Genomic DNA, 19,704 nt, shown 5'->3' with positions numbered 1-19,704 from the left:
CACATGGCCGATATCGAAATCCGGATGAACCTGGACAACGTTCTCGGCCGCTTCGCCAACCAGCTCGGCCACCTTCGCCAGAAGGAGATGAACAAGATCCTGCAGCGCGGCCTCGCGCGCACCGGCAACAAGGCGAAGACGCAGGTCATCCGCAGCCTGACGGGACAGACCGGCCTTCGGCGGCAAGTGCTGGTGCGGGCGGTGCGGTTCCGCAAACCCAGTTGGGAGGACCTGTCTTACGACCTGGTCACGCAGGGCGGGCTCATCGCGCTGAAGTATTTCCGTCCGCGAGAGACCGGCAAGGGCGTCAGCGCGGCGCCGCAGGGCGGGCGGCGGGTGTTCCCGAGCACCTTCATGCGCGCCGGCTGGTGGCCCCACCGGGTGGATAAGCCGGAATGGGGTGGCCACGTCTTCGAGCGGACCGGGGAGAAGACCGCGAACGGCAAGGATGCGTTCCGGAAGGTCAAATCCGATGTCCGCATCCCCGACGAGATGCTGCGGGGCGAGACGCTGGCGCGCTGGCGCGATGTGGTGGAGCGCGACCTCGAGAAGGATGTCGCGCACCAGATCGAATGGGCGTTGAAGACCGGGAAGTGATCAGTAGGTGCGGCGGAGAAACTGGCCCAAATCCTTTATCGGACGGTTGGTCCTCAGATTACGGGCCGAAAGCACTCGTTCACTGTGGAATGAGCGCTCCTCCTGGCGGGTCTCGCAGAAGGCATGGATGTAAATCCACGGCTCATAGCGAATGAGATGAATGCTCAAAGGCCTTATGGTGCGGGTCGTTACAACGCCGTCACGGTCCTGATACTCAATCTCGAAGCGAAGCGGGTCTGTCACCGGCCGGTTGAAGACCTCATCCCATGTTTTTCCATTGTCTGGCCTGCTGTCGGGATCGTCAGTGGGGCGGTGTTGACGGCCAACCCATGGGCGGGCGGGGTCGAAAGGAGAGGGAGTGAGGGCCTGCACTTGTGCGTTGGTGGCGGGTGTATCAGGCATCTGACGCTGGATTCCCCAGCGTCGCATTGCATCATCGCGAGCGAGATCGAGCCTCTCCCGGTTCTCCTGGGCGCGGCGGATGAACGACTTAGCCGCTGCAATGATGCAGATGGTCAGAAACGACCAGAAGAAAACTTGACTTGCCGTCATAGACGCGCCGCCCCCGGTTGACCAAACGGTAGCAGGAGGTGAGCGGGAGTCGAGTCTGGGACTACTTCGGTAGGTAGCCGCGCTCGCGGAGCCAGTCCGTGAGGATTTTGATGATGAGGGACGAAACCGAGCGGCTGTCGTCAGTGGCTGCCCGTTCGAGCGCCTCTTTCATCTCCGCATCAACTCGAAAACTTAGGGCCGCAACACGAGGGGCTTTCACACGATCTCTCACATTGTGATTGACGATGTGCGGGATTGTATGAGAACGTGAGGCCATAAACAAGACGGCCGCGAAGAGTGTTCCACCACCCTACGCGGCCTAACCCCCACCATCGGAGATAAGCCGATGATTGAAGCTGCTGACACCCTAGCGCGGCCCGCCGTGTCGCGCCTAGACCCCGGCTCCGCCGAGCCCCTGCCGCTGGCCGATCTTGCCCGGCTCTGGCAGTCGCTACGCGACGAGGCCGATAGTTACGATATTCCCTATGAGCAGTGCTGTGTCGCCTGCGACCTGTCTCACGAGATCGAGGGCCGGATGCTCGCCGCCCCGGTGCGCTCGCACGCCGATGTCGCCGCCTTCATGGATGCCTATGCAAGGCACATGCTGGATCTGAACGCCGGCAATGTCCCCTTCCGGTTCGATGATGACGCGCTGGGCGGCCTAATCGTCCGCATCGCCGCCTATCTGCGGCAGAACGCCTGACATTTTGAGTTTCCCCGAGGCTAAGGGGAAGGTGCGACCCAGAGCTTCATCGGCTCCGGTGTTCGCGAGAGCGACCCTGTGCATCTCAGGCTTGGCCGGCCGGATGCCGATGGAGACTGACCATGAATGCAATCGTGAATTTCGATTTCGAGGGCCATGGCATCCGCACCGTACTGCGGGAGGAGATGCCGTGGTTCGTCGCCGCCGACATCTGCCGGGTGCTTGGCCTCCGGGATGTTTCCGATGCCGTGCGCAAGCTGGACGAAGATGAGAAGGGTCGGGCTTCAACCCCGACCCTTGGCGGGGAGCAAGAATTGCTAATCGTCTCCGAGTCTGGCCTCTACACCATCGTCCTCCGCTCGCGGGACGCGGTGACGCCCGGCTCGGTTCCGCATCGCTTCCGCAAATGGGTGACGGCAGAGGTTCTGCCTGCCCTCCGCAAGACCGGCACCTATTCCCTGCCGGAGCGCCCGCGCCGCCCGCTCCGCCCGCGCTTCAAGGGCGGCATTCACCCGGCTGAGGTACGGGCATGGGCAAGCGCCTCCCGCGCCTATCACGAGGCTTACGGCAAGAAGGCGGCGCAGGAACTGATCGAGCAGAGCCCGTTGCCGCAGGTGAGTTCGACGGCGCGCGGGCATTCGCTCCTTCCCGCCGGAAAATGGCGGGCGAAGGACGCGCTGGAGTTTCTGCTCGATCTGCGGGTGGGCGATGGGCTTTCCCTCGGCGATCTCGTGCAGGCCGCCGTCGAGGACAAGAAGAAGCGCCGCGATCTTGAAGAATATGGCGTCATGCTCATTGATCTGCGCGACGGCCCGTCGCTGATCGTCGCGGATGACCACATCTTCCTGCGGCAGGGTTTCGAGGAGACGGAGATCTGCTACGCGTGGAACGACCGCCTCCGGCTGCTGCCTGGGGCGCACCGCACCACCAAGCCGCTGATGCTTAACGGCAAGCTGCGGCGGGGCGTGCTTGTTCCTCTCGCCGTCGTGCTGGGGGAGTAAGGCTCATGGCGAAGAAGAAACGGACGAACCGGGTCAACATCACGCACGAGGAATGCGTGGCGTGGATCGACCTGCTGCTTCTGGCTGTCGACCTCTACGGACTTGAGGGGGCGCGGGAACTCTGGCGGAAATCGCCCTTGCCCCAGCCCCCGGCGGATGATGAGGATTGATCGGCATGAGCGACCTCGCCTCCCCGTCGCCTGCCAGCTTCCGCCCGATGGAGGCCGGCAAGGCCGATATCGACGCGCTGGCCCTGCCTGCCTTCGTCTCGCCCAAGCTCGACGGGGTGCGCGGCATGACGGGCGTGCTCGACACGATCTGCACCCGCAACCTGAACCCGGTGCGCAACCAGCACATCGCCCGCGCGCTGGCGCATGTGCCGACGGGGCTGGATGGGGAAATCCTCACTTTCACCAACGGGTTGCGCGACCCTTTTGACATGGTGCAGGCGAAGGTGGCGACGGCCGATCTGGAAACCGACTTCACCTTCAACGTGTTCGACTGCTTCCGCTCGCCATCGGCGCCGTTCACCGAGCGGCTGCGCGAGGCCGAGGCGCTGGTGGCGGCCGAGCCCTCCGGCCTGGTGCGGCTGGTGCCGCAGGTGCGGGCGACGTCGGTGCAGCAGGTGCGCCAGCTCTGGGCCGAGTGGGTGGGCGACGAGTGCTGGGAAGGGCTGATGCTGCGGGCACCGACGGGCATCTACAAGGCCGGCCGCTCCTCAACCCGCGAGGGCTTCATGCTCAAGATGAAGGGCGCGGCGGATGATGAGGCCGTGGTGGTGGGCGTGGTGCCGGAGCGCGAGGATCATCGCAGCCTCGGCGCCCTGATCTGCCGCTGGCGCGACGTGACGTTCGGTCTCGGCAGCGGCTTTTCGGATTGGCACCGCCGCCGGCTGTGGACCGGCCCGCTGCTCGGGCGGACGGTGACGTTCCGCTTCGAGGGTGTGGGCGCGCAGGGGCGCCCCCGCTTCCCGCGCTTTCTCGGCTTTCGCTACGACCTCGCGCCGCTGCCGGTGCCGCAGATCGAACTGGCCACACCGTAACCGACGACATCAGGACACATGATGGAAAAGCTGACCCTGTCGAAAAGCTACACGGTCGGGGAGCAGACCTTTTCGGCCATTGAGCTGCGCGACCCCCGGTTCGCCGACTATCGCCAAATTGGCCCGGTCTATGACCTGCAGCGCGGCATTCTGCTGCGCGATCGCGAGGCCATCTTCGCCTATGTCGACCGGCTGGTGACCAGCCCCGCGCCCGGCGCGCTGGCGGCGCTCGACCTTGCCGACACGATGGCACTTGAGGACCATATCCTCGGTTTTTTTTCCAAAGCCCGCCGGTCGATCGCGCGGTCTCCGAACTCGTCTTCCGACTCCACTGGAGCCCCGCCTACATCGACGGGCTGACGCTCGGCGAGATCGCGGACTGGTTCGACCGGGCCGTGCGCTGGCATCAGGACGAGAGAGCGCGGCGCGCCAGAACATAGCCGGGATGATGACCCAGGCGAGCGGGGGAACGGATGGGCATCGTCAAATCTACACTCAGGATCACGGCGGAGGATCGCACCGCGCGGGCCTTCGCGGCCATCGAACAGCGGATCCATCGTCAGGAGCGCCTGCTCCATCAACTGAACCGGAAGGAGCGCCAGATGGCTGCCCTGAACCGGGGCGGCGGCGGGCTGATCATGGGCGGCGGCGCCATTCTCGGCGGGCTGGCGGCGGCGAGCGGCACGCGTGAGGGCCTCACCACCCTCACCTCGTATCAGGACGCGCTGATCGAGATCGCCAAGAAGGGCGGGCTGACCGCCGAGCAGATGCAGAAGGTCGGCCAGGAAGCCAAGGCGCTTGCGACCAGCGGCGAGGTTGCGGTGCCGCTGGAAGAAATCCTCGCAGCCTATGAGCGGGCGGCGGCGGCAGGACTGCCGATGGAGGAATGGCGTGAATTCGCCAAGCTCGGTGCGAAGGCGGCCGATGCCTTCGGGATGGCGGCGGAGGAGGTCGGCAACGCGGCGGCGGGGTTCAAGGTCGGCCTCGGCATCCCCATGGCCGAGATGGAGCGCTATTTCGACCTGATCAACTCGCTGGCCGACAGCGGCATCAGTGATGAAAGCGACATAATCAAGTTCCTCGACAATGCCGGAGCCGGCCTTAAGAATTTCGGCCTCAACGCCAAGGAAGCGGCGGCCTATGGTTCGACGCTGCTGAACCTGAAGATGGCGCCGGAGACCAGTGCGCGCATGATGAGTGCGCTCACCTCCAAGCTCATCGCTCCGGAGAACCTCGGGAAAAAGGGTTATGGGGCGCTTCAGGAGGTCGTCGGCAACGTCAAGCAGTTCAAGAAGGAGCTGAGTTCCGACCCGCAGGGGGCGCTGCGCAAGTTCCTCGAGAAGCTCTCCAAGATGGACAAGTTCCGCCGCGCGCGGATCACCGGCTCCATCTTCGGCATGGAGTGGACTGATGAGGTGATGCGCCTGGTTGACGGCCTGGAGGAGTTGGATCGCAATCTCCAGATCGCCGCGAGCACGGACTGGTTCGGCTCGCTCGATAAGTCCTACCAGATGAAGCTCGACGCCCTGTCGTCGCGCTGGCAGCTCTTCAAGAACCAAGTCTCGAAACTCGCCATCGACCTCGGCACGCTTTCGATGCCTGCGCTGGAATCGTCGCTCACCGCCGCGCGCGACACGGTGCGCGAGATCAGCGAGGAATTCGCCAAGTTCCCGGAGATGATCGACGTCAAGGAGATCGACGAGGCGCAGAAGTCGCTGGCCAGCCTGTCGAAGTCGGTGGGCGAACTGCTCGGGGTCGATTCGAGCCAGTCGCTGATCGCCTCTGGCTTCCGGGATCTGGCGAAGATTGTGAATGAGATCGCGGGTGCCATCCCGTCGATTGAAAAGGGCGTGCGCTTCATCCTGAACCCGCTCGGCGACACACCCGCGGGGGCTCCCGGTGACGGGAGTGCGGCGCCGCCGAAAGAGATCTCTCGCAGCTATCTCGGTGGCGCCATCACGCTCGACAAGGGCGGCGTGGCCGACCGCGTAGTCTCGGCTTTCGAGGATGTCCATTCGTGGATGAATTGGTGGAGCGAGGAACTGCGTGCTGCGGCCACGGGGGCGGCGCCGCCGCCGGTTCCGGGCGCTGGAGGTGCGGGGGCTGACGTCCCGACTTTACCGGGCGGCCCCGGAGCAACGACGCTGCCGGTGCTGGAAGTGCCCGACGTGCCGCCGCTGATCGTCGATCCCACGTCCATTCAGGGCTCAGCCGACGCCATCCGCGATGCAATCGCCGAAGGCGGGCGGCAGGCGGCGCAGGCGATATCGTCGGCGCGGATCAACGTGCCGAACTTCACGCCCCGCCCGGCGATCAACGCCAATACCGGGCAGTCCATGCCGAATGCCGGGCTGCCCGGCGCCAACTGAGGAACGGGAATGCGCAACTGGCAGAAAGCCCTGCGGCGCGCCTCGTTTCGCGGGGTGCGGTTCTGGGTGGAGGAAGATGGCCCCGAGCGCGGGCGCCGGGTGGCGGTTCACAACATCGCCGCCGGCGAGGCACCGGTCACCGAGGATCTCGGGCGCGTCGCGACCGAGTACCGCGTGAGGGCCTATGTCGCCAGCGACAGCGCCGATGCGGAGGGCTGGGCGTTGGAGGCGGCCTGCTCCGCCCCCGGCCCCTCGCTTCTGACCCTGCCCATGGACCCGGCGGCGCTGGCTCATTGCGTGAGTTGCCGGCGCAGCCGCACGCGGGACCAGGCGGGCTATGTGGCCTATGACCTCCTTTTCGTGGAGGCCTCGGGCGGCGCTGCCGGCGGGGGCATTACCGGCAGCGTCAGCGGCGCCGGCATCTCCGTCGGGTTCAGCGGCGGCGGGCTCTCGTTGAGTGGCGGGGTGTCGCTGGGTGGCGGCCTGTCGCTTGGAGGCCTCTCCGCCGGCATCGGCGTCAACGCGCTGGCGGGCATTACCGGCGTGGCGGCGCTGCGGTCGACCTTCTCGGTCGGGCTCGGCGCCGCGGGGCTTTCCATCTCCGCCGGCGTGTCCGCCAGCCTTGCTGGCGTGAGCGCCTCGATCAGCGTGTGAGGGCAGGATGGACTGGCTGACCGATCTGCTCGACCGATTCATCGCCGACAAGGCCGGCCGGGTCTCCGCCGCCAAGCTGGTGGCGAAGATGGCGACCGGTGGCGAGGCGGGCGGCACGGCCTATCTTGAGGCCTGCCGGCTGCTCGGCGAAGCGGCGGATGATGGCGCGGAGCTGCTGGCGACGCTGGACGATGTGACCGACACCAGCACGCTGGCGCAGGTGGGCGTGCTGGTCGTGGCGTGCTTCGCCACGCTGCGGGTCGATTATGCCGCGCGGCCGGACGCGGTGCGGGCGCGCACCGCTCTCTCGAACCGGGCAGGCCCGGTGGTGGAAACGGCCGGCGATGCGTTTGGGCATGTGCTCTATGGCTGGCTGTCCAATCTGGTCGGCGAAGCCATGCTGCAGCTGTCGCAGATTGCCGCCACGCGGGCACCGCTGGTGCGGGTGGAGACCGGCGTCTCCCTCCCTGCGCAGCTGCTGGCCTGGGACCTTTACGGCGACCCCAGCCGCGACGCGGAACTGGTCGAGCGCAACAACACCGGCACGGCGATGTTGATGCCGGTGATCCTTGAGGCCCTCGCGCCCTGATCTGAGTGAGCCGCCATGCTGGACATCATCACGCTCACCGTTGGCGGGCGACCGATGCCGCATGTGAGCTGCAAGCTGGATGCGGACGCCGAGCAGGCGGTGCGCGCGGGCAGCTTCGACGTGGCATGGAACGGGCCGGGCCTGCCCTGTCGCGAGGATGAGGCCTGCACGGTCGAGATCAACGGCGCGCTCTGGCTCACCGGCTATGTGCGCGACGTGAACGCCTCGCATGACGACAGCACCCGGATGTATGCGGTGGCGGTCGCCTCCCGGACGGTCGACGCGACCGAGTGCTCCATCGACCATCCCGAGGGTTTTCTCGAGGACTGCACGCTGAAGGACATCGCCGGCGCCTTCGACACGGCGGGCATCGGCGTTGATGTCATGATCGACACGGCGAAGAAGGCCCTTCACCAGATCGTGCCCGGCGAGACGCTCTTCTCGACGCTGGAGCGGGATGCGCGGGCGGCCGGGGCGCTGATCTATGACACGCCGCAGGGGCGGCTGAAGATCATCGAAGGGCCGGAGGGGCGGCACCAGGGCGGCCTGGTACTCGGCGTGAACATCAAGCGCGCCAGCAGCACGCTGTCCGGCCGGTTCAACTATTCCGAGGTGAAGGTGCGCGGGCAGTCTTCCGTCGGCGTCACGGGCGCGGCGACGCGGCCGGAGGCGGAAGCGCGCGGCACGGCCGACCGCAAGCGCACGCTGATCATCTATCACGAGGGTGAGCTGACCTCCGACCGCGCCAAGAAGCGGGCGGGCTGGGAGGCAAGGCGCGCCGCCGGGCGGGCAAAGACGGCCAGTATCACCGTGCCGGGACTTCGCGATGCCGGCGGGACCGTCTGGTCGCCGAACTTTCTCGTGCCGGTGCGCGATGCGTGGATCGGCCTAAGCCAAGACATGATCATCGCCTCGGTGAGCCTGACGCAGGACGCCAATGGCGGAGGCACCGAGGCGGTGCTGACCGTGAAAGACCCGCGCGCGCTGGGCGGCGACAATCCGCGCGGCGAGAGCGCCGAGGGCTGGGACGCACCCGAGGACGAGCCGACGTTTCGCGAAGACTGATCGGCCGGGAGGGCTAGCCATGGCGTCCGATGCCAATGTGACGCGCGTGGATCTCGATGGCGGCGTTTTCTACCGGAAGGGCCAGCAGTTCCTTTCCGGCACGGGCTATGCCGGCGAGCGGTTGCCACGGGTGCATCGGGTGGAGCCGCACGGCTTCACGTCGCACCCGGTGGCCGGCGGAATCGCCACCGTGCTGGCCTCCCGCGGTAATCGCGACAGCCTTTACGCCATGGGCGGCGCCAAGCCCGCGCTCGTGCCCGAACTGCCGCCGGGCGGCACGGCGATCTATGACCATCTCGGCAACATCGTCTCCATCGTCGAGGCGAAGATTCGCGTCGTCCACGCACAGGAGGTGTGGATGGAAGCCGGCGATGCCCGCGTGGTGGCACGGGACAACCTGATCAAGCTGCGCCTCGGCGCCGACTGGATCGCGGTGCTGGACGGGCAGTTGCTGTCCTCCCGCCCGATCATCCCCGGCGCAGACCCCGATCCGTCCATCTAACCCCAACGAGGCCCGCCATGCGCATCGTGCCGATCACGCAGGCGCAGGAGCCTGTGCGGATTCCCGATCTGATCTGGAACCCGCTCGGCTTCATCGGCGATCTCGCCCTCAATGCGAGCACCGCCGACCTGCAAAGCGGCGCGGCAATCGAGACCGCGGTGCTGATCTGCCTGATGACCGACCGCCGGGTCGATGCCAGCGAGTTGCCCGAGGGCGAGAGCAACCGGGGCTGGCCGGGCGACGGCTTTGATCGGCAGCGGGGCGAGGCGGCCCTCGGCTCCAAGCTCTGGCTGCTGCGGCGGCGGGCGCTCACCGAGGATATCGACACCGAGGCCGAGGATTACGCCAGGGAGGCGCTGCAGACGCTGATCGATCAGGGCGTGTGCGTGCGGGTGGAGGTGACCGTCGAGCGGCGGCCAGCCGACAACCGGCTCGACCTTGAGGTGCGGCTGTTCGGCCGCGATGGCACGGCCACCTATCAGCGGCGCTTCGCCGTGCTGTGGGACCAGATCGACGCGAGGGGATGAGATGGCGTGGTTCGAAGCGCGCGGCCTGGACGAGCTCGGCGCGCGGGCGCGGGGCTATTTCCGGGAATATCTGTCGGGGGCGGACGCCTGGATTCAGCAGAATTTCGCGGCCGTTACGGCCAAGGTGCTGGCTCTGCTCGGCCGGGCCTTCGAGCTGCGGCTGGTCTACATCTCCCGCCAGATCTTCACCCGCACGGCGACCGATCTCGCCATTCTGCGCATCCATGGCGCGGATGTGCGGGTCTATCTCAAGGCGGCCGCCGCCGCGAGCGGGGTGATCACCGGCACCGGCCAGGCCGGTATGACCTATCCCGCGGGGGTGCGCTACCTCTCCGCCGGGCAGACCTATGTGACCATGGCCGCCTTCACGGCGGCGGGCGACGGGAGCTTCTCAGTTACCGTGCAGGCCGAGGCGACAGGCGCGGTGACCAACCGCGACGGCGGAGCCAGCCTGACGCTGGCCGACCCGGCGCTGTACCCCACCCTGTCCGACACGGCGGCGGTTTCCAGCGACGGGCTGGGCGGCGGCGCCGATGTCGAGGATATCGAGGACTTCCGCGCCCGCATCCTGGCGCGCAAGGGGCGCCCGCCGCAGGGTGGCGCCCTGCCCGACTATGAGGCCATGGCGCTTGAGGTGCCTGGCGTGCTGAAGGCCTGGGCCTATGCCTTCACCGGCGGGGTCGGCTCGATCATCGTCTTCTTCCTGTTCCGGGGCCGGCCGAACCTCATCCCCACCGAAGCGGATGTCGCGGTGGTGCAGGCCTATATCGACGCGCGCCGGCTGATCCGCGTGGATGGCGACGTGGTCGCCGCGCCGACGGCCGAGCCGGTGGACATCACCATCACCGACCTCGCGGTCGACACGGACGATGTGCGCGCGGCCATCGCCGCTAATCTCGCTGCCATGTTCTTCGAGCGGGCGCGGCCGGGCGTGGTGGCGGACCCCTTCACGCTCTACCGCTCCTGGATCTCCGAGGCGATCTCGACCGCGACGGGTGAGGACAGCCACACCTTAAGCGTGCCGGCGTCCGACCTCGTCTTCACCGCCAGCTACCCCGTGCTCGGGACCATCAACTATGCCTGAGGCAAGCCATGCGGGAGGCAAGTGATGCGTGATCCCGGGCTGAACACCTGGACTTATTATGAGCCGGTCACCCCGGGCGGCGACACGCTACCGCCGGTCCCGGGCGATGCGCTCTCAAACCCCAGCGTTGAGGATCTGCTCCCCGCCGGGCTGGCGCTTTGGCCGCGCGGCCCGGTGTGGGGCACACCGGACGGGATGGCGGCCGGCACCGACACGGTGCTCGCCCGCTTCACCCGCGTTCTGGTGGCGCCCTTCCGCGACCTCTGCGTGCGCGGCTGGTCGCTGGTGCTGGAGAGCACGGCAACCACGATGGACGCCAGTCTGCCGGCCTGGGAGGCGGATTACGGCCTGCCGGACGCCTGCACGGCGGCGGACCAGAGCACGGCCGGTCGCAAGGCCACGGTGCAGGCGCGGGTGCGCGGCAATGCGGTGATCACGCCGCAGGACTTCGTGCGCCTCGCCTATGACCGCGGCTTCGAGATCGCGATCGAGGAGCCCGACATTTTCGAGTGCGGCTTCTCGGAATGCGGCGGCGAGCACACGACCGGCGACCCGCTGCAGGAGGTCTACTGGATCGTCCACGTCTACGGACTGGCGGTCGATTACTTCATCTGCGGCGAGAGCGAATGCGGCTTCGATCCGCTGTTCCAGATCGCCGATATCGAGCGGCTGCAATGCCTTTTCCGGCAGCTTTACCCCGGCTGGACCCAGCCGGTTTACGTGGTCGAAGAGTGAGCGGCGGCGCCGCCGACAACCTCCCGAGGCATCCATGAAATACTATGCTCCGTTCGGGTCGAGCGACCCGAATGCGCCCTATGTCGACCGCAACACGCCGGGCGCCGTCGTCGGCTCGAAGGTGCCGGCGAAGGCGATCGAGACGCTGCAGCGCGAACTCGCGAAGCTGACGACGGCGAGCGGCCTCGCCGAATCGGACAGCGACACCACGCAGGTGGCGACGGCGGTGCGCTCGCAGCGGCTCAATTACGCCGTCGCGGGCGGCTCGGCGAATGCGCTCACGGTGACGCTCGACCCCGCGCCAGCCGACATGGCCGCTCTGACCGGCGTGCCGCTGCGCGTGCTGGTCAGCGCCAGCAACACGGGCGCGGTCACCCTCACCGTGAACGGCTTCGCCGGCGCTATCCGCCATCCGGGCGGAGAGCCGCTGGCCGCGAAAGCCTATGTCCCGGGCATCATTGAGGTGATGGGCACGGGCACGGATTTCATCCTGCTCGCCGGCGGCATCAAGCGCGGCGAGCGGATCCTCATCTTCGACACGGTTGGCACGACAAACTGGACGGTGCCGATCGGCGTCCAGTGGCTCGATTGGGTCGAGGTCTATGGTGCGGGCGGCGGCGCCGGCACGCAGGATGCCGGCTTTTCGACCGCTCATGGCGAGGGCGGCGGCGGCGGTGGCTATGCCGGGGGCAGTGTTTCCGTTTCGCCGGGCGACGTGATCGCAATTACGGTGGGAGCGGCCGGCGTGACGTCGGGCACCGGCAGCGGCACGGGCGGCGGCACATCCTCTTTCGGCTCCGTCATGTCCGCGACGGGCGGCGGTGGAGGCACGAGTGCGGGCGCGTCCGGCACCGGCGGCATCGGGACGGGCGGCCAGATCAACCTGAGAGGCGGTTCCGGCTACGACGGGAGCGGCAACCTGCCGCGCGTCAATGGCTTCGGCGGCGATGCGGCCGGCCCGCATGGCGGCAAGGGAGGCAACCGCGTCAGCGTGCAGGCGACTTGGCCGGGCGGCGGCGGCGGCCTCTGGTACTCGGACGTTGGCCCCAATGCCGCAGACGCCGAGCGCGGCGGCGTGATCGTGAGGTACTGACAATGGCACGCTATGCACGCCTGGACTGCGCGGCCGTCATCGAGATCATCACCCTTCCCGAGGGCATCGCTCTCGCGGATGCTTTCCATCCCGACCTGGTCGCCGAACTGGTGACGTGTGCCGACGAGGTCGCGGTCGGTTGGGAGTACACCGCAGGCACGTTCGCGCCGCCTGTAACCGCCGTGCCGGATACCTCTTGGCTGCTGGCTTACGCCGCCGATAAGCGCTGGCGGGTCGAGAACGGTGGCATCGTCGCCGCGGGTGTGCCGGTGGAGACGGATGACCGAGCCAAGCTCATGATCACGGGCTCCCGCCTCGCGGCGATGGCCGACCCTCTCTGGTCCACCGTTTGGGATGGTGCCGATGGTGGCAGCTATCCCGTCGATGCGGCAGCCATGGTCGTGATCAGCGACGCGGTGCAGGCCCATGTCAGTGCGGCATTTGCCACTTATGCCACCGTGCGCGCGGCGATCGAGGCCGGCACCATCACCACCATCAGCGAGATCGACGCAGCCGACTGGCCCGGCTAGCGCCGCCCCCCGCCCGCCCATCCAACCAGCCGCCCGATGGGCGGCTTTCGTGTTTCTGGAGAGCCCCGCGTGACCAGCCTCGACACCATCCAGACCCTGATCACGCTCTATCGCCGGGCGGACAAGGCGACGCAGCGCATCGTGTTCCCGGTCGGCATCAGCCTCACCGGCTGGACGGTGGAGTTGCGCCTGCGCGTGCGCTACGCCGCGACGGACGCGGTGCTGACCACCGAGAGTGCCGATCTGGTGATCGAGAGCGACCGCGTACTGCGCTGGACGGTGCGGCGCGCCATCGTCGACCCGCTGCCGCTCGGCCTGCTCTCGGATTTCGAGGTGCAGCGCGTGTCTGGCGACGTGCGCGAGACCATTGGCGGCGGGCAGATCGAGGTGCTCGATATCGGGCAGTTCCGCGAGGCGGCCGAGGTCCGCATCCAGACGCCGGGCCGTGACGGCTGGTCGCCGCTGCTGGCCGCGGAGACGCTGGAGGATGGCGTCGTCTTGCGCGTCGCCGACTGGACGGGCGGCGGCGGGCCGAAGCCCGGAATCGGCGCCTATCTCGGCGCCGCCGGGTGGGTATCTGCGGCGGCGGATGCCACGCGTTTCGCGACGGTAGACGCAGCGCAGGCCGCTCTGGCGGCGGCCGCCGAGGCGCTCTCCGCCGTGCAAAACGCGGTGCAGACGACCACCCAAGCGGCCGCGCAGGCCACGTCCGAGGCCAATGCCTCGCTCGCCTCGGCGCAGATTGCCAATGGCGCGGCGTCGGCCTCGATCACGGCGGCGGAATCGGCGACCGGAGCGGCGGCAACGGTTGCCACCCAGGCCGCGCAGGTGGCGGGGGATGCGCAGGCGGTGGAAACCGCGCGCCAGGCTGTGGCTGCTGACCGAACCGCCGTGCAGGGCCTGCGCGATGAGGTGGTGCCGGCGGCGGCCGCTGCCGCCACATCCGAGGAGAATGCCGCCACGGCCGCCGCCGCCGCTCTCGCCGTCGCTCAGGACACACAGCCACTGTCGGCTGCTTCGTGGGCGCAGCTTGCCACACTGGTGCCGGCCTATATCGGGCAGCAGGCGCGGGTCAGCGCCACCGACACGGGCTCCCACACCGGACGCACGGCGGCAAGCCCCGAAACCGACGTGACTGTGCCGCTCAATGCCGGCGTGTACGGCGCCTATGCGCTCACCGCTGGCGCTTGGCGGCGTGATGGAGACATCAACGTCACCGGCACCGCTTCGTCCGCTGAAGGGGTCGCCGGCACGGATACCGGCAAGGCGATGACACCAGCGGCCGACAAGGCCGCGCTGACCTCGCTTAATCTGGCGGCGGCTTCCGCCGCGTCCTCGTCCTATTTCACGCCCAATGGTATCGGAGATCTGAGCTTCTCAAACGGCTCTGGCGGCGCGCAGAGCGTCATTCAGAACTTCACGAAGGACTGCGCGGTCGGGTCGAAGGTCACGATCATCTATCGCGTCGACGACGCGGTGATAAATGGAGGGGGCTACTTCCGCTGCTACCTCTACCGCAACGCGGCCGGGTCCGCGTCGAGCAATTTGGTGTTCAATACCGACGGCATGCCGCGCATCGCCGAGATCACCGTCACCACCCGTGCGGCCAACCAGATAGGGTTTACCTCTGCCTATTCGACCGGGCGTCTTCGCTACGTGCTGTTCCCCGGCTCGATCGCTGACTTGACGGCAAGCGGGACCATCACTCCGACCTTGCTGGGCCTCTGGGAAATCCTCTCCCACGAGACCGACAAGATCGGCACGCTTTCCAATCAGTCTCTCAGCACCAACCTGATGACGACCGGTGGCGGCTGGACGGTGGCGGCTGCGACCCTCAGCGCGTTCACCGCCACCCTGACCAGCGCGAGCGACAAGCTGCTGACGATCCGGTCCATTCCTGCCGGCAGCACCGCGACCTTTCTGTATCGCATCCGCCGTTCGAGCCTCGCCAGCATCGCGGTGCAACTGGATAGCTCGATCTCCGGCTCCGGCAATAAGGTCACGCTACAGCCCGATGGCAAGTGGCATGCGTTCACGCTCACCTGTGGTGCCAACGGCGCCAATCGCATGGTCTGGGACACCAGCTCTGTCGGCGATCTGGACATCGAATACGAGCTGATCCTCGGCTCGTGGGACGACGCAGCGCCGTCTTCACCCTTGGCCCGGATGCTCGACTTCATTGCGCGCGTGACGGGGGAGCAGCCCGAATATTGGTCGGTCGATGACCGGCTGATCCTGTACCCCTCGACGGCCTATATGGTGCAGGGGCGCGATGTCAGCTTCTACCTGCCGAACATGCTGGTTCAGCGACGCTACCCCAGCGACCGCTTCGTGCACTTGCTCACCAGCGCCGGCGCATCCGACACGGCCAAGCCGCCCTATTCGCAGCAGATTCGCAATGGGCTGGTCGTCAACGAGGCGGATCTGCCGGGCTCGACCTTCGAGATTGTGCAGGTGGACCCGGACGCACCCAACACCGTGCGGGCGCGGACGGTCAACAAGGTCGTCGTGCCCGCGCCGTCGTCCGGCACGATCAAATGGACCCACCTCGGGGACAGTCTGGGCCGCTACATCGCACAGGCGCTCTATTGGCGGCTGGCCGGCTTCGGCTTGACGGTGCAGACCTATGGCACCGTCTCGAATGACTTCGACGATGGCGCCGGCACGGTCACGGGCAAGCATGAAGGGCGGGCCGGCTGGAGCACGTCCGACTATATCGGCAGGACGCGACCGGGCACCAACCCCTTCCTGCGCACGCTCACCGTGGCCAACCCCACCGACCTCGCGATCCTCGAAGCAAATCCCAATGTGTGCTTTGCGAACGATGACGCGGCACTGAGCTACGCACCGGGCACTGGTGCGCGCACCAGCTATGCAGCGGACGTTGCCGCCAGTGCGGTCAAGGCGACCTATTCGATCTTCTCGTGGTCGACATGGGCGGCCAACGGGTCGGTGAGCATCCCAACGACTGACAAGCTGATCGTCACCTTTGGTCTCGGCCGGAACGATGGCGGCGCGACCAGCGGCACGGCTGCGATGGATACCACCATCATGGCGCTCGGCCAGGCGTTCATTGTGAACGACTTTCGCGCCACCTTCACCAACGGTCGCATCGTCGTCGCCTGCGAGACCAACGGATGGCGGCAGGACGGTTTCTGGAAATGGATCAACCAGACGGCGATCCTCATCCGTAAGAAGCTGGAGCTTTTCGACAACCGGACGGGCGAGGGCGTCTATCTCGCGCCGGCTTGGGCGCACATGGCGGGCATGGTCTTCTACCCCTTCACGGCCGGGAGTACCGACACGATCACCGGGGTGCAGACGCGCGCCTTGTCTGACGAGGTGCATCCGGTCTCCGGCGGTGGTGGCTATCACCAGTACGCCGAGGCCCTTCTCGGGCCTGTGCTGCATGCGCTGGCAAACTGATCGCGGCTAGTCCTCATCGTCGTTCGCCGGGTCCATCGGCGGGCGCCACCTTTCGCGCTCAAAGCGCCGGGCGCGCAGCCTGAGCGCGACGACGAAGACAGCCGCCAGCGCCGCGAAGAACACCATCCACCAATGCTCGGCGCTCATCGCGCGGGCCTCCCCGTGAAACTTGGAGCCTATCATGCCTCTGGTGCCTGACTGGCGCCGGGTGCTGCTGCGTGCGTGGAGCGTCTGGTGCATCGCGTTCATCGCGGTGATCCAGGGGCTCGACGTGGCGCTGCCGCTCATCGGCTACGCGCTGCCCATCCCCGAGGGGTGGCTGCCTTCGGTGACGCTGGCCGTCGCCATTCTCGCCGCGCTGCTGCGGCTCATTCCCCAGAAATCCATCAGCGGAGGCCGAGATGGCACCGAGTAAGCTTCGCCCCACCAAGCGGGCGGGGGCGGCGATTGCCGCTGTCGTCGCCGCGACCGTTGGCGGTTATGTGCTGCTGCCCGGCGGCGACAAGGTACCGGCGCCCGTCGCGCTAGCGATGGAGAACCTCGTGCAGCCGTGGGAGGGCCGGGAGCTGCGGGCCTATCACGACCGCCTCGCGAAGCCCCCCGTCTGGACCATCTGCGACGGCGATACCGACAATGTGCGGCCTGGCATGGTGGAGACGCCGGCCGGCTGCGACAAGCGCCTGCGCACGCGGCTGGTGCGCGATTTCTATGTGCCGCTCACCCGCTGCATCGCCGGCTTCGAGAACAAGCCGCAGTCCTGGCAGGCGATGATGACTTCGCTCGCCTACAATGTGGGCGTCGGCGCGACCTGCAACTCGACCGCGGCGCGGCTGGGGCGCGCCGGCCAGTACCGCGCGAGCTGCGAGGCCGCGACAGCTTTCAATCGCGCGGGCGGCAAGGTGCTGATCGGCCTGCAGCGCCGCCGCGAGATGGGCGACGCCACGCGCATCGGCGAGGGTGAGCTCTGCGTGACGGGGCTCGAGTGATGGCCCAGATCTCGCGCAAGCTCCGCTCGGTCGAGGGCGGCGGGCTGATGTTCTGGTGCCCCGGCTGCGACGGCGCTCACATGGTCCGCGTCGGCGAGGGCCTCGGCCCTCGCTGGGGCTACAACGGCGACGCTGACGCGCCGACCTTCACGCCCTCTGTTCTGGTTCGTGGCTTCGACCGCCTCACCGACGAGGAGCGCGAGCGGGTAATGGCCGGCGAGCACGTCAATCCTCGCCCAATCGTCTGCCATTCTCTCGTCGTCGGTGGCCGAATTCAGTTCCTCGGCGACTGCACGCATGCGCTCGCCGGCCGGACGGTGGACCTGCCGGATTGGGAGGCGGCGTGATGTTCGGCATCCTCGACGGCCTCAAGATCGGCGCCGGCGCCGCGCTGGGCGCAATGCTCACCTGGTCGGGACTCACGGCCTATGACCGCCTGGTCGACGACCCCGCCGTCGCCCGCGCCGCGCGCGAGGGCTATGTGCAGATCGCGGAAAAAACCGCCCTCCAAGCCGAACTCGATGAGATCCGACGCCAGCGCGGAGTGGCCGACGAGGCGCTGCGCGCGGCCCTCACCCGCGCCGAAACCGCCCAGCAGGAGGCTGCCCGTGCCCAAGCCGCTTATGACGATCTGGTCGCGCAGGACAGCGGCGACGATGGCGCTCGTGTCGATGACGGTGATTTGCGCTGGCTGCGCGACCACTGAGCAGCGCCTGACAGTGGCGGCCAGCACGTCAGGGCAGATCGCGGCGGGGATCGACCTGCCGCCTCTCCCGGCCGAATGCCGGGACAAGATGCCCCGTGTGACGCCTAAGGCCGGCGAGAAATGGCGCTGGGTGCAGAAGCGCTGGGAGATCGTCGCCGACAACCGCGACGCCCTCACGGTCCGCTGCGCGGCGTTCTACGACGACGTGGCCGCCGGCTTCGGAGGGCCGCGCTGATGTCGGATCCAATCCTGCTCGAGATCATGGAGAAGCTCGGCGAGCTTCGGGCGGATGTGCGCAACCTGAAGGACGATGCGGCTTTCGAGAGCGAGACCGGCGCAGCTTTCCGCCGCGAAGTGCGGGAGGAAATCGGGACGGTGAAAGCCGGGGTGGCGGATGTGAAGCACGCGATCCAGCCGGTGGCCGAGGCCGTCGAGCAGCACACCGCCACGCTGATCGATCACGGCAAGGAACTTGCCGCCAACAAGCTGTTCCGCGACCGGATCGGCGCCGTCATCGCCGTCGGCGCCGCCGGCGTGTCCACCGTGTTCGGCGGCGTCTCCTACCTCGTGTGGACCTATTTCACCGAAATCTGGACATTCCTGCGTGGCCTCATCTCGCGAAGCTGACCGCCCGGCGGCCATTGTCAGCCTGCCGACGCTTGAGGATGGCGCGCGCGCCATCCTTCACCGCCCGACCGGGCTCCTGATCGTCAGTCGCGGCGAGATATGCGCCTCGGGTTCGCTCGAGGACATGGCGCGGTTGGCGGCCGAGATCACGGCGGCATGCTGGGAGGCGCGGCGGATACGCCAGGACAACTGAGATTCGCGCGATCGCGCGGATGGCCGCCGGGACCTATCCCGGCATCTGCGGTGCGCGCTCCGTCCGGGCGCGTTCGAATTGAACCCCAAGCCTTGCCCCGCTCTCCCGCCGGGAGGGCGGGGCTTTTTTGCTTTTGGGGCGACATCTAAACGATCTTGCCGACCGCGTGCCCGCCCCCGGCGCTCCATGTGCCGATGTCCTTACCCCCACACGCGCTGCAGCGGAGCCTGGGGCAGAGATCCTTGCGCAGCGTGCTGTGCTCGCGCCCGAGCCGTTCCGCGAGCATCTGCATATCAAGCCGCGCCGCGTGCCTGCAGGCGGGATTGTAGCACTGCGCCCAGAGCTCAAAGCCGGCGTCTATCTCGGCGCCTATGGTGGAGGCGTTGAAGGCCATGGGGGATTATAGCCGCGCGAGCTAGGTCGTCGACATGAGAGGACTCAGCCGGGGCAGCCGCCATGCGCGGAACACTTCGGGACTTTTTTCGGGAGTTTCGGCGCCGTTATGGGACATTTGTTGCCCATAGGTTCCGTTTTTGCTGCCGCCGGCGGCGCCCCCAGAGGGGGCATTTGTGTTGAAATGCCAAGCGGTTAGATGGTCGGAGCGGCGGGATTCGAACCCACGACCCCTAGTCCCCCAGACTAGTGCGCTAACCGGACTGCGCTACGCTCCGACTGCCGCGAGGCGTCGCCTGTCTAGCCATTTGCGCCGCGCGACGCAAGCGC

At 67.5% G+C, this 19,704-nt stretch carries 27 protein-coding genes and 1 tRNA gene; 24 read left to right on the top strand and 4 right to left on the bottom strand.

What is annotated here, in order from left to right:
* The first annotated feature begins 3 nt into the window (after positions 1-3).
* Positions 4-597, top strand: a complete 594-nt coding sequence (locus tag AncyloWKF20_RS05135; RefSeq protein ID WP_279316823.1) for a hypothetical protein — start codon at positions 4-6, stop codon at positions 595-597.
* On the opposite strand, the gene AncyloWKF20_RS05130 is transcribed toward AncyloWKF20_RS05135, so the two are convergent.
* On the bottom strand, positions 598-1,149 hold the full coding sequence (locus tag AncyloWKF20_RS05130; RefSeq protein WP_279316822.1) for a WYL domain-containing protein: 552 nt from the start codon (positions 1,147-1,149) through the stop codon (positions 598-600). It lies immediately after the preceding gene.
* A gap of 346 nt (positions 1,150-1,495) precedes the next feature.
* Here AncyloWKF20_RS05130 and AncyloWKF20_RS05125 point away from each other — a divergent pair, with 346 nt between their 5' ends.
* The 16 genes from AncyloWKF20_RS05125 to AncyloWKF20_RS05050 all read left to right on the top strand — a co-directional run bounded on the left by AncyloWKF20_RS05125 (position 1,496) and on the right by AncyloWKF20_RS05050 (position 16,469).
* The gene (locus AncyloWKF20_RS05125; protein WP_279316821.1) at positions 1,496-1,852 is read left to right on the top strand and encodes a hypothetical protein; all 357 of its coding nucleotides are present in this window, start codon (positions 1,496-1,498) and stop codon (positions 1,850-1,852) included.
* 122 nt (positions 1,853-1,974) lie between these two features.
* Positions 1,975-2,853, top strand: a complete 879-nt coding sequence (locus tag AncyloWKF20_RS05120) for a Bro-N domain-containing protein (protein WP_279316820.1) — start codon at positions 1,975-1,977, stop codon at positions 2,851-2,853.
* A gap of 5 nt (positions 2,854-2,858) precedes the next feature.
* Positions 2,859-3,023 (top strand): hypothetical protein, encoded by a 165-nt coding sequence (locus AncyloWKF20_RS05115; protein WP_279316819.1) that lies wholly within the window; start codon positions 2,859-2,861, stop codon positions 3,021-3,023.
* A 5-nt stretch (positions 3,024-3,028) separates the two neighbouring features.
* Positions 3,029-3,895: a hypothetical protein gene (locus tag AncyloWKF20_RS05110; protein ID WP_279316818.1), complete on the top strand. Its 867-nt coding sequence runs from the start codon at positions 3,029-3,031 to the stop codon at positions 3,893-3,895.
* A gap of 18 nt (positions 3,896-3,913) precedes the next feature.
* Positions 3,914-4,255 (top strand): phage tail assembly protein, encoded by a 342-nt coding sequence (locus AncyloWKF20_RS05105; RefSeq protein WP_279316817.1) that lies wholly within the window; start codon positions 3,914-3,916, stop codon positions 4,253-4,255.
* Positions 4,256-4,368: 113 nt separating this feature from the next.
* The gene (locus AncyloWKF20_RS05100) at positions 4,369-6,264 is read left to right on the top strand and encodes a phage tail tape measure protein (protein WP_279316816.1); all 1,896 of its coding nucleotides are present in this window, start codon (positions 4,369-4,371) and stop codon (positions 6,262-6,264) included.
* A 9-nt stretch (positions 6,265-6,273) separates the two neighbouring features.
* Positions 6,274-6,918 carry a DNA circularization N-terminal domain-containing protein gene (locus AncyloWKF20_RS05095; protein ID WP_279316815.1) on the top strand — a complete coding sequence of 215 codons (645 nt, stop codon included), beginning with the start codon at positions 6,274-6,276 and terminating at the stop codon, positions 6,916-6,918.
* Between the two features lie 7 nt (positions 6,919-6,925).
* Positions 6,926-7,507, top strand: coding sequence for a hypothetical protein (locus AncyloWKF20_RS05090; protein ID WP_279316814.1), 582 nt, complete (start codon positions 6,926-6,928; stop codon positions 7,505-7,507).
* Positions 7,508-7,522: 15 nt separating this feature from the next.
* A complete protein-coding gene (locus tag AncyloWKF20_RS05085; RefSeq protein ID WP_279316813.1) occupies positions 7,523-8,572 on the top strand; it encodes a hypothetical protein in 1,050 nt (349 codons plus the stop codon).
* 19 nt (positions 8,573-8,591) lie between these two features.
* Complete coding sequence (locus AncyloWKF20_RS05080) at positions 8,592-9,074, top strand: phage baseplate assembly protein (protein WP_279316812.1); 483 nt, start codon at positions 8,592-8,594, stop codon at positions 9,072-9,074.
* 17 nt (positions 9,075-9,091) lie between these two features.
* Positions 9,092-9,601 carry a phage GP46 family protein gene (locus AncyloWKF20_RS05075; RefSeq protein WP_279316811.1) on the top strand — a complete coding sequence of 170 codons (510 nt, stop codon included), beginning with the start codon at positions 9,092-9,094 and terminating at the stop codon, positions 9,599-9,601.
* 1 nt (position 9,602) lies between these two features.
* Positions 9,603-10,685, top strand: a complete 1,083-nt coding sequence (locus AncyloWKF20_RS05070) for a baseplate J/gp47 family protein (protein ID WP_279316810.1) — start codon at positions 9,603-9,605, stop codon at positions 10,683-10,685.
* Positions 10,686-10,709: 24 nt separating this feature from the next.
* On the top strand, positions 10,710-11,420 hold the full coding sequence (locus AncyloWKF20_RS05065) for a putative phage tail protein (RefSeq protein WP_279316809.1): 711 nt from the start codon (positions 10,710-10,712) through the stop codon (positions 11,418-11,420).
* Positions 11,421-11,454: 34 nt separating this feature from the next.
* Positions 11,455-12,513, top strand: a complete 1,059-nt coding sequence (locus AncyloWKF20_RS05060; protein WP_279316808.1) for a hypothetical protein — start codon at positions 11,455-11,457, stop codon at positions 12,511-12,513.
* Positions 12,514-12,515: 2 nt separating this feature from the next.
* Complete coding sequence (locus AncyloWKF20_RS05055; protein ID WP_279316807.1) at positions 12,516-13,043, top strand: DUF4376 domain-containing protein; 528 nt, start codon at positions 12,516-12,518, stop codon at positions 13,041-13,043.
* A gap of 69 nt (positions 13,044-13,112) precedes the next feature.
* Positions 13,113-16,469, top strand: a complete 3,357-nt coding sequence (locus tag AncyloWKF20_RS05050; protein ID WP_279316806.1) for a hypothetical protein — start codon at positions 13,113-13,115, stop codon at positions 16,467-16,469.
* A gap of 6 nt (positions 16,470-16,475) precedes the next feature.
* Here the strand turns inward: AncyloWKF20_RS05050 and AncyloWKF20_RS05045 are convergent, their stop codons facing one another.
* Complete coding sequence (locus AncyloWKF20_RS05045; protein ID WP_279316805.1) at positions 16,476-16,616, bottom strand: hypothetical protein; 141 nt, start codon at positions 16,614-16,616, stop codon at positions 16,476-16,478.
* Positions 16,617-16,650: 34 nt separating this feature from the next.
* Between AncyloWKF20_RS05045 and AncyloWKF20_RS05040 the strand changes: the two genes are divergently transcribed.
* Genes AncyloWKF20_RS05040 through AncyloWKF20_RS05010 form a run of 7 tightly spaced genes read left to right on the top strand, consistent with a single transcriptional unit; the run spans position 16,651 to position 18,981 of the window.
* Positions 16,651-16,884, top strand: a complete 234-nt coding sequence (locus AncyloWKF20_RS05040; protein WP_279316804.1) for a hypothetical protein — start codon at positions 16,651-16,653, stop codon at positions 16,882-16,884.
* Positions 16,871-17,455 (top strand): lysozyme, encoded by a 585-nt coding sequence (locus AncyloWKF20_RS05035; protein WP_279316803.1) that lies wholly within the window; start codon positions 16,871-16,873, stop codon positions 17,453-17,455. The genes AncyloWKF20_RS05040 and AncyloWKF20_RS05035 overlap by 14 nt, the downstream gene beginning before the upstream one ends.
* Entirely contained in the window at positions 17,455-17,802 is a 348-nt protein-coding gene (locus AncyloWKF20_RS05030) for a DUF6527 family protein (protein WP_279316802.1), read from the top strand. The genes AncyloWKF20_RS05035 and AncyloWKF20_RS05030 overlap by 1 nt, the downstream gene beginning before the upstream one ends.
* Complete coding sequence (locus AncyloWKF20_RS05025; RefSeq protein WP_279316801.1) at positions 17,802-18,161, top strand: hypothetical protein; 360 nt, start codon at positions 17,802-17,804, stop codon at positions 18,159-18,161. Before AncyloWKF20_RS05030 ends, AncyloWKF20_RS05025 begins: the two co-directional genes overlap by 1 nt.
* Entirely contained in the window at positions 18,112-18,396 is a 285-nt protein-coding gene (locus tag AncyloWKF20_RS05020) for a hypothetical protein (protein ID WP_279316800.1), read from the top strand. The genes AncyloWKF20_RS05025 and AncyloWKF20_RS05020 overlap by 50 nt, the downstream gene beginning before the upstream one ends.
* The gene (locus AncyloWKF20_RS05015; RefSeq protein WP_279316799.1) at positions 18,396-18,788 is read left to right on the top strand and encodes a hypothetical protein; all 393 of its coding nucleotides are present in this window, start codon (positions 18,396-18,398) and stop codon (positions 18,786-18,788) included. The genes AncyloWKF20_RS05020 and AncyloWKF20_RS05015 overlap by 1 nt, the downstream gene beginning before the upstream one ends.
* Positions 18,766-18,981, top strand: coding sequence for a hypothetical protein (locus AncyloWKF20_RS05010; RefSeq protein WP_279316798.1), 216 nt, complete (start codon positions 18,766-18,768; stop codon positions 18,979-18,981). The genes AncyloWKF20_RS05015 and AncyloWKF20_RS05010 overlap by 23 nt, the downstream gene beginning before the upstream one ends.
* Before the next feature lie 145 nt (positions 18,982-19,126).
* On the opposite strand, the gene AncyloWKF20_RS05005 is transcribed toward AncyloWKF20_RS05010, so the two are convergent.
* Both AncyloWKF20_RS05005 and AncyloWKF20_RS05000 read right to left on the bottom strand, forming a co-directional pair.
* Positions 19,127-19,375 carry a hypothetical protein gene (locus tag AncyloWKF20_RS05005; protein ID WP_279316797.1) on the bottom strand — a complete coding sequence of 83 codons (249 nt, stop codon included), beginning with the start codon at positions 19,373-19,375 and terminating at the stop codon, positions 19,127-19,129.
* Positions 19,376-19,574: 199 nt separating this feature from the next.
* A tRNA-Pro gene (locus AncyloWKF20_RS05000) sits at positions 19,575-19,652 on the bottom strand.
* Positions 19,653-19,704 lie beyond the last annotated feature (52 nt).

It is taken from the genome of Ancylobacter sp. WKF20 (assembly GCF_029760895.1).
In the GTDB taxonomy this organism is placed as follows: Bacteria; Pseudomonadota; Alphaproteobacteria; order Rhizobiales; family Xanthobacteraceae; genus Ancylobacter.
Note: the sequence above shows the minus strand (reverse complement) of the source record. Positions and strands in the feature narration are given on the sequence as shown.